Raw genomic sequence first — 12,632 nt, forward strand, 5'->3', positions numbered from 1 at the left:
ACGTTTCCTCCCCGTTCCCGAACCGCGACTTCCCATCATATCGATGGAGCCAATCACTCTCTGCCCCTGTTACCTACACACGTTGAGAGCGGCCGGGTGGTTCGAAACGTCAGCGTGGGGTGAAGCGGCGTAGGCGGAGGCTGTTGAGGACTACGAAGATCGAGCTCAGGGCCATGGCGGCGCCGGCGATCATCGGGTTGAGGAAGCCGGCGGCGGCCAGTGGCAGGGCGGCCACGTTGTACGCGAATGCCCAGAAGAGATTGCCCCGGATGATCGACAGGGTGCGGCGGGACAGCCGGACCGCGTCGACCGCGGCGGTCAGGTCGTCGCGGACCAGGGTCAGGTCGCTGGCCTGGATGGCCACGTCGGTGCCGGCGCCCATCGCCAGGCCCAGGTCGGACTGGGCCAGCGCGGCCGCGTCGTTCACGCCGTCGCCGACCATGGCCACCGTGCGACCGTTCGCCTGCAGGCGCTTGACCACGTCGACCTTGCCGGCCGGGAGCACGCCCGCGAAGACCTGGTCGATGCCGACCTCGGCCGCCACCGCCTCGGCCACCGCGGCGGCGTCACCGGTGACGAGCATCGGTTCGAGGCCCAGCTTCCGCAGGTCGGCGATGGCGGCGGCGCTGGTGGGGCGGACCGCATCGGCAAGCGCGATCCACCCCCGCGCCGTACCGTCCACTCGCACCTCGACCCAGGTCGCCGCGGCCGGCAGGCCGGTCGCGGGCGCCTGCGGCAGCCGCACGGTGGCAAGGTCGGGCGCGGCCCCCGAATGCGACAACCGGACGGTCGGAAGATCGGCCGAAGGCGGCGGCGTGCCCGCGCTGATCTCGACCAGGACGTCGCCGACCCGGCCGCGAACCCCGACGCCGGCGGTCGCGTGGAAGTCAGTCACGGGTGGCAGCGGGCCGCGATCACGCGCCGCGGCCGCCACGGCCCGGCCGAGTGGGTGCTCGGAGGCCGCCTCGACCGCGCCGGCCAGGCGCAGGAGTTCGTCGTCGTCCGGGACGACCGCGACCACCGACATCCGGCCGGTGGTCACCGTGCCGGTCTTGTCGAGGATGATCGTGTCGACCTTCTTCGTCGATTCGAGGGCCTCGACGCCGCGGATCAGGATGCCGAGCTGGGCGCCGCGGCCGGTGCCGACCAGCAGCGCGGTCGGGGTGGCCAGGCCGAGGGCGCAGGGGCAGGCGATGATCAGCACGGCGACCGCGGCGGTGAAGGCACCCGTGGCGCCGCGGCCGGTGCCGAGCCAGAAGCCGAGGGTGCCGATGGCCAGGGCGATCACGACCGGGACGAACACCGCCGAGATGCGGTCGGCCAGGCGCTGCACGGCCGCCTTGCCGTTCTGCGCGTCCTCGACCAGGCGGGCCATCTGGGCGAGCTGGGTGTCGGCGCCGACCTTGGTGGCGCGTACGACCAGGCGGCCGCCGGCGTTCACGGTCGCGCCGGTCACCGGGTCGCCGGGGCGCACCTCGACCGGCACCGATTCGCCGGTCAGCAGGCTCATGTCGAGGGCCGAGGAACCGTCGAGCACCACGCCGTCGGTGGCGACCTTCTCCCCCGGGCGTACCAGAAAATGGTCGCCCACCCGCAGGTCGGCCGCGGCGATCTCGCGCTCGGCGCCGTCCCGCAGCACCGTGACCGTTTTCGCGCCCAACTCGAGCAGCGCCCGCAGGGCGTCGCCGGCGCGGCGCTTGGCCCGCGCCTCCAGGTAGCGGCCGGCCAGCAGGAACGTGGTCACCCCGGCGGCCGCTTCGAGGTAGATGGCGTCGCCGTCGCTCCCGGTGAGGGAGAACGGGTGGGTCATGCCGGGCATGCCGGCGTCGCCGAGGAAGAGGGCCCACAGCGACCAGCCGAACGCGGCGAGGGTGCCGATCGAGACGAGGGTGTCCATGGTGGCCGCGCCGTGCCGCAGGTTGACGAAGGCGGCGCGGTGGAACGGCCAGCCGCCGTAGACGACGACCGGCGACGCCAGCACCAGCGACAGCCACTGCCAGTAGTCGAACTGCCAGGCCGGGACCATGGCGAGCACGATCACCGGCAGGCTGAGCACGACCGAGATGAGAAGCCGATCGCGAAGTGGATCACGGGCGGCGACGACGGAGACGGGAATCGGCGTCGGCTCGGCAGCGGAATACCCGGTTTTCTCGACCACGGCGATCAGGTCGGCCGCGGTGACCGAGGCGGGCACGGTGGCCCGCGCCTTCTCGGTGGCGTAGTTGACCGTCGCCGTCACACCGTCGAGCCGGTTCAGCTTCTTCTCGATGCGGGACGCGCACGACGCGCACGTCATCCCGCCGATCTCCAGCTCAATAACCTGAGGCACGGATCCAGTCTATACCCCCCTGGGGTACAGAACGCAGCACCGCCTCGGTGGAGTCCTATTTCAAGATCAACGGGATAGCCTTCGCAGGTGACGACACGTGTGGTGGTTCTGGGAGCCGGCTTCGGCGGGCTCGAGCTGGCGACCGTCGTGGCCAAGGAATGTGGCGACGCGGTCGAGCTGACCTTGATCGACAAGAGCGAAGGGTTCGTGTTCGGCTTCTCGAAGCTGGACGTCATGTTCGGGCGGGTCGGCGCCGAGCATGTGCTGCATCGATACGCCGACATGGTCAACCCGGGCGTGCGCTTCGTCGGCGCCGAGATCACCGCGATCGACCCGGTCGCGAAACGGGTGGAGACCAGCGCCGGGCCGTTCGAGGCCGACATCCTCGTGGTGGCGCTCGGCGCCGACCTGCACCCGGCGGCGACGCCCGGCCTGGTCGAGGGCGGTAACGAGTTCTACACGATCCCGGGCGCGTTCGCGGCGCGGGACGCGCTGAACGATTTCACCGGCGGCAAGGTCCTGGTCGCGGTCACGTCGACGCCGTTCAAGTGCCCACCGGCGCCGAGCGAGACCGCGCTGCTCGTGCACGAGTTCCTCACCGAGCGCGGGCTGCGCGACGCCTCGGAGATCTCGCTGGTCATGCCGCTGGGCGCGCCGATCCCGCCGTCGCCGGACGCGTCCAAGGCGGTGCTGGCCGCGTTCGCCGAGCGGGGCATCGGGTGGCACCCGGAGAAGCTGGTTCGCTCGCTCGACCCGGAGCGCAAGGTCGCGGTGCTCAGCGACGGCGACGAGATGCCGTACGACCTGTTCCTCGGCGTCCCGGTGCACCGCGTGCCGCAGGTCGTCGCCGAGTCGGGTCTGGCCGTCGACGGCTGGATCCCGGTCGACCCGCTGACCTTGGAAACTTCATTCCCCGAGGTGTACGCGGTGGGCGACGTGACCAGCGTCGGCACGCCGAAGGCGGGTGTCTTCGCCGAGGGCCAGGCGGCCGTGGTGGCGGCCCGGGTCGTCGCCACGATCAAGGGCGAGACGGCCGACGAGGAGTACGGCGGCCGCGGCGTCTGCTACCTGGAGATGGGCGGCGACCAGGTGGCGAAGGTCGAGGTCACGTTCGTCTCGGGGCAGCGCCCGATCGGCGGCCTGCAGGGGCCTTCACCGGACCTGGCCGCCGACAAGAACACGTTCGGCACCGAGCGGATCCGCCGCTGGTTCGGGCGGGACTGGGCACCGACGTCCTGAGATCCGGCCTCCTGCAAATCCGCGCCGGCCCGCTGCATGCGGCATCGGGCCGGCGCGAACAAAACAGGTCTAGCTGGTCGCCGACGAGGTCTTGACCAGGGTGCGGATCTGGCGGAGCAGGACCGACAGCGCGGCCAGCTCGGCCGGGGTGTCCTCGACGTTGCCCATCGCGTTCGAGGCCCGGGCGATCGACGCCGCGTTGACGTGCTCCCACTGGGACACCCGGTCGGGGGCCGGGGTCGACGACTCGGTCGACTCCAGGACCTCGACGGTGAGGGCGGCCAGCGCGGCGTACAGGTCGTAACGCAACGCCATCCGGGCCAGGGTCTGCCAGCGGTCGCCGCGCGGCAGCCGCGCGATGTGGGTCAGCAGCTGGTCGATCTGGAAGCGCTCGGACAGGACGAAGTAGACCTTGGCCACCTCGGTCGTGTCCCGGCCGGTCAGGGCACCCGCGGACAGCACGTCGAGCAGGCCGAAGCCGTAGTTGCACCAGGTCACCGGCTCGGCGATGTCGAGCGGCACGCCCTTGTCGATCAGCGTGGCCACGTGCTCGTCCATCGAGCGGCGCTCGACGCCGCGCAGCAGCTCGGGCAGCTCGGGCAGCAGTGCGCGGACACCGGGCTGCAGCTTGGTGACCTCGCCGGCCACGTCGATCGGCGAGCGGCGGGTGCTGACCAGCCAGCGGACCGCCCGGTCGAGCAGACGCCGCGACTCCAGGAAGACGAGCGTCTGCGCGTCCGTGGCCACCTTGTTGTCCAGGGCCTCGGCCGCGGCCCAGATCTCGGCCAGCCCGTAGGAGTCGCGGACCACCACGTACGCCCGCATGACGTCGGCCGCGGACGCGCCGCTCTCCTCCATCGCCCGGAAGACGAACGACGTACCCCCGCGGTTGACCACCTCGTTGACCAGCGCCGTCGAGATGATCTCCCGGCGCAGCCGGTGGCCGGCCATCCGGCCGGCGAAGCGCTCGCGCAGCGGCGTCGGGAAATAGCGTGCCAGCACGCCGCTGGTCCAGGCCTCGTCGACCAGCTCGTCGGCGAGGACCTCACGCTCCAGCGAGATCTTGACGTACGACAGGAGCACCGCGAACTCGGGTGCGGTCAGCCCGTCGCCCGCCTCGTAGCGCGCGGCCAGCTCGGCGTCCGACGGCAGGGCCTCCAGCTCGCGGTTGAGCTGTCCGCTCGCCTCCAGCTCGTCGAGCATCCGCCGGTGCACCGGCAGCAGCGAGTGGGCCTGCGCCCGGGCGTTGCCGAGCGCCATCGCCTGCTCGTAGTTGTCCCGCAGGACCAGCGCGGCGACCTCGTCGGTCATCTGGGCCAGCAACTCGTCCCGCTGCGGCAGGGTCAGGTCGCCCTCGGTGACCGCACCGCCCAGCAGGATCTTGATGTTGACCTCGTGGTCGGAGCAGTCGACGCCGGCCGTGTTATCGATGAAGTCGGTGTAGATCCGACCACCGGCCAGGGCGAACTCGATCCGGCCGCGCTGGGTGAGACCCAGGTTGCCGCCCTCGCCGACCACCTTGACCCGCAGATGCGCCCCGTTGATCCGGATCGCGTCGTTGGTCTTGTCGCCGACGTCGGCGTGCGTCTCGCCGGTCGCCTTCACGTAGGTGCCGATACCGCCGTTGAACAGCAGGTCGACCGGGGCCCGCAGGATGGCCCGCATCAGCTCGGTCGGGCTGAGCGCGGTGGCGTCGCCGAGGTCGAGCGCGGCCCGCACCTCGGCCGAGATCGGGATCGACTTCGCCGACCGCGGATAGATGCCGCCACCGGCCGAGATCAGCGCGGCGTTGTAGTCGGCCCACGACGACCGCGGCAGGTCGAACAGGCGCCGCCGTTCGGTGAACGACGTCGCCGCATCCGGGTCGGGGTCGAGGAAGATGTGCCGGTGGTCGAACGCGGCCACCAGCCGGATGTGCTGGGAGAGCAGCATCCCGTTGCCGAAGACGTCGCCGCTCATGTCGCCGACGCCGACCACCGTGAAGTCTTCGGTCTGGGTGTCGGTGCCCAGGTCGCGGAAGTGCTTCTTGACCGACTCCCAGGCACCCTTCGCGGTGATGCCCATCTTCTTGTGGTCGTAGCCGGCCGAGCCACCGCTGGCGAACGCGTCGCCGAGCCAGAAGTCCTTGCCGACCGAGATCTCGTTGGCGATGTCGCTGAACGTCGCGGTGCCCTTGTCCGCCGCCACCACCAGGTAGGGGTCGTCGTGGTCGTGCCGCACCACGTCCCGCGGCGGCACGATCTTGCCGGCCAGGATGTTGTCGGTGACGTCGAGCAGAGCGGTGATGAAGCGCTTGTAGCACTCGACCGCCTCGTCGCGGTCGCCCGGCTTCTGCTTGAGGACGAACCCGCCCTTCGCGCCGACCGGAACGATCACCGCATTCTTCACCATCTGCGCCTTGACCAGGCCCAGCACCTCGGTGCGGAAGTCCTCACGCCGGTCCGACCAGCGCAGTCCACCGCGGGCGACCGCGCCGAAGCGCAGGTGCACACCCTCGAACCGGGGCGAATACACGAAGATCTCGAACTTCGGGCGCGGCTGCGGCAGGTCGGGAATGGCCTGCGGGTCGAGCTTGAACGCCACGTAGGACTTGGGCCGGCCGTCCGGGCCACGCTGGAAGAAGCTGGTGCGCAGGGTGGCCTGGATCAGCGTCAGGTAGGAGCGCAGGATGCGGTCCTGGTCGAGGCTGTCCACCCCGTCCAGCAGCTCGGTGATCTTGTCGACGAGCTCACCGGCGAGCCGGCCTCGCTCCGTCTCGCCGGCTTCCAGCCGGGGCGAGAAACGGGTCTCGAAGAGCCGCACCATCAGGCGGGCGATCTCCGGGTAGGCGATGAAGGTCGACTCGATGTAACGCTGCGAGAAGACGCCGCCGGCCTGTCGCTGATATTTGGCGTACGCCCGGAGCACCACCACCTGACGCCAGGTCAGACCCGCCCGCAGGACCAGCTCGTTGAACCCGTCCACCTCGGCCTCGCCGCGCCAGGCCGCCGCGAACGCGTTTTCCACCTGCGGCCGCACCTCGGCCAGCTCGCGGTGCGCGGCCGGCGGGAGCAGCCCGAAGTCGTAGAGGTAGACGGTGCCGTCGGTGCGGCGAATCTCGTACGGCCGCTCGTCGACGACCTGGACACCCAGCGAGTGCAGCACCGGCAGGACGGCGGACAGCATCATCGGCTCGCCGTACCGGTAGACCTTGAACCGCACGTCGTGGTCGTCCGGCTCCGGCTCGCCGGTCTTGCCCGGGCGCCGCTTGCGGTAGAGGTGCATCTCCAGCTGACCGGGCTCCTCGAGCAGCTCGAGCTTGGCCAGGTCCTGCATGCCCTCGTACGGCGTGTGGCCGTCCTTGTAGCTGTCCGGGTAGGCGTGCGAATACCGGGTGAACAGGTCGCGGGCCGGCTCCTCGCCCAGCTTGCGCTCCAGCACCAGGGAGAAGTCGTCGTCCCACATCCGGGTGGCGTCGGCGAGCATCTCGGCCAGGTCGTTCGGCTCGACCTGACCGGGCGGGTCGGCCGGGTCGGTGCGCACGATGAAGTGCACCCGGGCGAGCATCCGCTCGGTGACCCGGGTCGTGTAGTCGACGCCGATGCCGTTCAGCTCGCGGAGCAGGATCTCCTGCATGCGCAGGCGGTTACCGGTGGTGAAGCGGTCCCGCGGCAGGTAGATGAGGCAGGAGATGAAACGACCGTACCCATCGCGGCGCAGGAAGAGCCGCAGCTGACGACGGCCCGCCATGCGGAGCACGCCGATCACGGCCTCGTAGAGGTCGTCGGTCTTGATCTGGAAGAGCTCGTCCCGCGGGTACGTCTCGAGGATCTGGAGAAGGTCCTTGCCGGAGTGCCCGCGCGGGGACAGGCCGGAGCGGTCCAGCACCTCCATCACCTTGCGCTTGACCACCGGCAGCTCGCGCACGCTGGTGCGATAGGCCGAGGACGAGAACAGGCCGAGGAAGCGGCGCTCGCCGATCACCTGGCCGCGGTCGTCGAAGAGCTTCACACCGATGTAGTCGAGGTAGGCCGACCGGTGCACGGTGGCCCGCGAGTTGGCCTTGGTGATCACCAGCAGGCGCTTCTCCAGGGCCCGCTGGTAGGCCTCCGGGGTCATCGTGGACAGCTCGCGCGGGTTCGAGTCGCCGCGCAGGATGCCCAGGCCGGTGCCCGGCACCGCGTTGAGCACATCGGCGTCCAGCCGGTATTCCCGATAACCCAGGAACGTGAAGTGGTCGTGCGCGAGCCACTTGAGCAGCTCGATCGAGTCGGTGACGTCCTTGTCCGGCACCGGCAGCTTGATCTCGGAGCCGCGCGCGGTGGCCAGCTCGTCGGCGATCACCAGGGCCCGCTGGCGCATCCGCGGCCAGTCCTCGACCGCCTCGCGCACGTCGGTGAGCACCCGGCGCACCTCGTTGAGCAGCTGCTCGCGCGCCTCGTCCCGGCGGATCGGGTCGATCTCGATCCGGATCCAGCTCTCCACCAGGTCGCCGTCGATCGCGTCGTCCGGCTCCACATCGGCGGCCAGCTCGGCCATCGCACCGAGCGGCTCCCGGCGCACCACGATCAACGGGTGCACCATCAGGTGCACCTGCAACTGGTGCGCGGTCAGCAGCGCTATCACCGAGTCGACCAGGAACGGCATGTCGTCGGTGACGATCTGCACGACGGTATGGCACTGCTCGCCGGTCGGCGGGGTGATCGCCAGCTTCAGCTCACCGGGCAATCGCACGGTGGCGAGATCGCGGTGCTCGACCGCGGCGGCGAACATCTCCTGCGGATCGAGCCCGACCAGCTCCTCATCCGGCGCGAACCGCCAGAATCGGCCGACCAGCGACGCCGTCGCATGGTCGGCACCGGCTACCTCGACGGCCTGCGCGACGAGGCGCTCACCGTTCGGCAGCGACTCGTCGATCTCACCGTCCTCGGAGGCGCCCAGCCGGCCGGTCAGGGCCAGCCCGGGACCTTGGGACAGATCCAGCTCATCGACGGTCTGATCGGACTCCGTCGCAGCCTCGTCGGCGACAGACATGGCGCTCCCCTCACCCACGGCACTGTGGGTTCGAACCTGTGCCCACAGCCTACGGCGGACAACTCCGCCGGGATCACACGCGTCGTGGGTTCGGGCCGATCGTCGCCGAATTTGCTCCACGTCACCCACCGCGGGTCCACAGGACGTGCGCTTCTTAGTTACCGTTCCGTAGCGTCGCCCCAAGGCGTACCCAGGAAAGGGGTTCCTATGCTCCACCGCCGGCAACTGACCCGTTACCGTCCGGTCGCTCTCGTGGCCGTGATGACGCTGGTCGCGGGCGGATTAGCAGCCTGCTCCAAGGATGGCCCGGACGGCACGATCAAAGACTTCCTGGCCGGGTGGCGCAGCGGCAACCTCAGCTCGGTCGGCTTCGTGGGCGCGGACGGCGGCAAGGTCGCGGCCGACGACGTGGTGACCCAGCTGCAGGAACTCTCCGGTGACCTGGCCAAACAGTCGCTGGTCCTGACCACGGTGGGCAACCCGAAGACGACCGGCGACATCGCCTCCTCCGAGATCAAGCTGGACTGGACCCTGCCGGGCGGCACGCCCTGGTCCTACAGCAGCACGGTCCGGCTCACCAAGCAGAACACCAAGGGCTGGCGGGTGGTGTGGGAGCCGGCCATCGTGCAGAGCGAGCTGACCACCGGCGACAAGCTGAAAGTCCGCCGGATCGCCTCGAAACGGGCCGCGATCCTGGACGCCGCCGGCACCGCGCTGGTCACGCCGCGTGACGTGGTCACGGTCGGCCTCGAACCGCAGAAGATCGAAAACTTGGCACAGGTGCAGAAGGCGCTGGACACCGCCTTCAAGTCGATCAAGGTCACGGTCGACATGTCCAACCTCGCCGACCGGGTCAAGAACGCCGACCCGACCGACTTCATCGATCTGGTAACGCTGCGCCGCCCCGACTATCTCAAGATCCGGAACGCGGTGCGGCCGCTGAAGGGCACCGTCTTCAACGAGGGCACCCGCAACCTCGCGCCGACCCGGGCCTTCGCCCGGGCGCTGCTCGGCACCGCCGACGAGGCCACCCGCGAGGACATCGACGCCAACCCCGACGCGGTTGCGCAGGGCGACGTCGTCGGGCACGGCGGCTTGCAGCAGCGGTACGACACCGCGCTGCGCGGCACCTCCGGCATCTCGGTGGTGATCGCCCGCGAGGCCGCCGACGGCACGGTCAGCGACGCGCAGCTGTTCAGCACCAAGCCGGTCGACGGCAAGCCGATCAAGGTCAGCCTCGACACCGCCACCCAGAACGCCGCCGACGTCGCCCTGGCCACCCAGAAGCAGCCCAGCTCGCTGATCGCCATCAAGGTCAGCGACGGCTCGGTGCTCGCGGTGGCGAACGGGCCGGACGGCGGCACGGTCGACACCGCCCTCACCGGGCAGGTGCCGCCCGGTTCCACCTTCAAGACCGTTTCGGCGTACGGGCTGCTGCAGAAGAAGGCCGTCACCGCGGACACCCCGGTCGCCTGCCCCAAGACCGCCACCGTCGACGGCCGCGAGTTCAAGAACTCCGGCGGTGAGGTGCTCGGCTCGGTGCCGTTCCACGAGGACTACTCGAAGTCGTGCAACACGGCGTTCGTCGGGCTCGCACCCAAGCTCGGTGCGGCCGGGCTCAACGAGGCGGCCACCGCGCTCGGCCTCGGCGGCCAGTGGGACCTCGGCATCGACGCCTTCAGCGGCAAGATCTCGGCCGCCGCCACCCCGACCGAGCTGGCCGCCGCCACGTTCGGCCAGGGTGCCACCGCGGTCAGCCCGATCTCGATGGCATCGGTCGCGGCCGCGGTCGCCCGCGGGCAGTTCAAGCAGCCCAAGCTCGTGCTCGACCCGGCGCCGGCCAAGGCCGCGGCGGACGGCGCGCCGCTGGACCCGGCGGCGGTCGCCGCCCTGCGGTCGATGATGCGCGAGGTGGTCACCGGTGGCACCGGCACGGCGCTGCGCGACGTCAAGGGCAAGCCGGTCTTCGGCAAGACCGGAACCGCCGAGTTCGACGACACGAGCAAGGACACCCACTCCTGGTTCATCGGTTACCAGGGCGACGTGGCCTTCGCGGTGATGGTGCAGAAGGGCGGCGCCGGCTCCGAGGCCGCCGTCCCGGTGGTGAAGACCTTCCTGAACGCCCTCGCCGGGTAGCTCCGACGACGCCGGCCGGCATCACCCGATCATCCGGGGTGGTGCCGGTTCGGCGTTGCTCAGGCGATGTCGGCCGGGGAACCGGAGCCCAGGTCGAAGGCCGGGCGCGGCCGCTGGGCCGGCAGTGAGAACCCGTCGCCGGCCGGGTGGTCGTCGGACGCACGCGGGCGCAGCATGCCGGGGCGGGTGGCCGGGAGCGGCTCGGAGTCGAGCAGCGGCGCTTGGCCGAGCGGCCGGGACGCCGGCTGGATCGGCTCCTCGTCGAGCTCTTCGTCCCGCTCGTCCGCCTCTTCGCCGGGCAGTTCCGCCAGGGCCATCGGCTCGTCGGCCGTCCACGGCTCGTCCACCGGGTCGAGCTCGCGCTCATCGAAAGCATCCGGCTCATCAGTCGCGTCGAGCTCTGCCTCGGGCGCGATCGCCGGCTCGGGCTCCGACTCAACGCCGGCCGAAGCGTCCAGGTCAGCCTCAGCCGCCGGCTCGAACTCAGCTTCCGGCTCGAGCTCAGCCTCGGGCTCGAAATCAGCCTCCGGCTCGAACCCAGCTTCCGGCTCGAACCCAGCCTCGGGCTCAAACTCAGCCTCGGGCTCAAACTCAGCCTCGGGCTCGGGGACTGCGGCCGGAGCAAGCCCACGCGGAGCAAGCCCGCCCGGGGCAAGACGGCCCGGCGCGAGACCGCCCGGCGCGAGACCGCCCGGCGCGAGACCGCCCGGCGCGAGACCGCCCGGCGCGAGGGAGGTCGAGGCGGCCAGTGCCGAGGCGAGCGGGCCCCACGAGGCCCGGGCCCTGGCTGCGGCCGAGATATCCGGCCGGGGCTCCTCGGCTTCCTCGGGCTCGGCCGGGTCCTCGTCGGGCTCGGCCGTGGCCGCCGCGGGCTCGGTGGGGAGGTCATCCGGCTCGGCCGGGAGTTCCTCGGGCTCGGCGATGGGCTCCGCGGGCGGGGCCGGGCGGGACGGGTTGGCCAGGTCGGCTCGGGCGGCGATCAGGTCGGGGCGGGCCGTCACGGTGCGGGCCGCGGCCAGGCCGGCCGCCACCGCGTTGGTGATCTCCTCGGCGTAGGAGCCGTCCGGGTCGTAGTCGGGGTCGAAGACGGTGATCTCGACGCCCAGGCAGTGCGGCGACTCGACCAGGCCGGCCAGCAGGATCTCCAGCTCGGGGAAGGCGATGCCGCCCGGGGACGGCGCGTCGACGGCCGGCATCACCGCCGGGTCGAGCACGTCGACGTCGACGTGCAGCCAGTAACCGGCGCAGTCGACCAGCTGGTCGCGAGCCCACTGGGCGCTGCGCGCGGCGCCCTCGGCCCGCAACGCCGGGACCGGGCGGGTGACGATGCCGGCCGCCTGCAGGTCGAGGCGGTATTCGTCCTGGGCGCGGATGCCCAGCACCACCACGTCGATGTCGCGGAAGTAGGGGCGGCGACCCTCGATCGACGCCAGGTCGGGCTGGCCACGGCCGGTGACCAGGGCCAGGTCCTCACCGGCGGCGGCGCCGACATAGGAGGCGTTGCCGGGGTGCCGGAAGTCGGAGTGGCCGTCCACGAAGACCAGCCCGATCCGGCCGCCGACCGCCTCGCCGAGCCGGTGCATGGCCAGGCCGGAGCCGAGCAGGATCGAGCAGTCGCCGCCGAGGATCACCGGGAACTCGCCGGCGTCGAGGATCGCGCCGATCCGGCCCGCCAGCGCCCGGGAGTAAGCGGCGATCTGCTCGGCGTGCGCGACACCGTCGCCCGGCCGCCAGTCGCCCGGGTCGTAGCGCGGCGGGGTCAGGCAGCCGGCGTCGCGAGCGCCGAGCCGGGTCAGCAGGCCGTGGTCACGGAGGGCTCCGGGCGCCTTGGCACAGCCCGGCACCGACGTCGCGGTCGGCGGGCGCAGACCGAGATTGGACGGTGCGTCGAGGACTGCGATGCGGCGCACGGAGC

At 71.2% G+C, this 12,632-nt stretch carries 4 protein-coding genes and 1 pseudogene; 2 read left to right on the forward strand and 3 right to left on the reverse strand.

The genetic code is table 11. The annotated features are described in order from the left end of the window. Positions 1-109: 109 nt before the first annotated feature. Complete coding sequence (locus Adu01nite_RS02145; RefSeq protein WP_203724634.1) at positions 110-2,296, reverse strand: heavy metal translocating P-type ATPase; 2,187 nt, start codon at positions 2,294-2,296, stop codon at positions 110-112. A 120-nt stretch (positions 2,297-2,416) separates the two neighbouring features. On the opposite strand from Adu01nite_RS02145, the gene Adu01nite_RS02150 reads away from it, so the two are divergent. Next, entirely contained in the window at positions 2,417-3,568 is a 1,152-nt protein-coding gene (locus tag Adu01nite_RS02150; protein WP_239132071.1) for an NAD(P)/FAD-dependent oxidoreductase, read from the forward strand. A 69-nt stretch (positions 3,569-3,637) separates the two neighbouring features. Here the strand turns inward: Adu01nite_RS02150 and Adu01nite_RS02155 are convergent, their stop codons facing one another. After that, positions 3,638-8,581, reverse strand: a complete 4,944-nt coding sequence (locus Adu01nite_RS02155) for an NAD-glutamate dehydrogenase (RefSeq protein WP_203724498.1) — start codon at positions 8,579-8,581, stop codon at positions 3,638-3,640. Between the two features lie 207 nt (positions 8,582-8,788). On the opposite strand from Adu01nite_RS02155, the gene Adu01nite_RS02160 reads away from it, so the two are divergent. Beyond that, entirely contained in the window at positions 8,789-10,717 is a 1,929-nt protein-coding gene (locus Adu01nite_RS02160) for a penicillin-binding transpeptidase domain-containing protein (RefSeq protein ID WP_203724499.1), read from the forward strand. Positions 10,718-11,702: 985 nt separating this feature from the next. Here the strand turns inward: Adu01nite_RS02160 and Adu01nite_RS47515 are convergent. Further along, positions 11,703-12,627, reverse strand: a pseudogene (locus Adu01nite_RS47515) (arginase family protein); the annotation flags it as partial. Positions 12,628-12,632 lie beyond the last annotated feature (5 nt).

The organism is Paractinoplanes durhamensis, from assembly GCF_016862175.1.
GTDB lineage: Bacteria > Actinomycetota > Actinomycetes > Mycobacteriales > Micromonosporaceae > Actinoplanes > Actinoplanes durhamensis.

Excerpts from the sequence above, each read along its gene's own strand:
- Adu01nite_RS02145 (WP_203724634.1), bottom strand. The coding sequence starts at position 2,296 with ATGACGTGCGCGTCGTGCGCGTCCCGCATCGAGAAGAAGCTGAACCGG.
- Adu01nite_RS02155 (WP_203724498.1), bottom strand. The coding sequence starts at position 8,581 with ATGTCTGTCGCCGACGAGGCTGCGACGGAGTCCGATCAGACCGTCGAT.
- Adu01nite_RS02160 (WP_203724499.1), top strand. The coding sequence starts at position 8,789 with ATGCTCCACCGCCGGCAACTGACCCGTTACCGTCCGGTCGCTCTCGTG.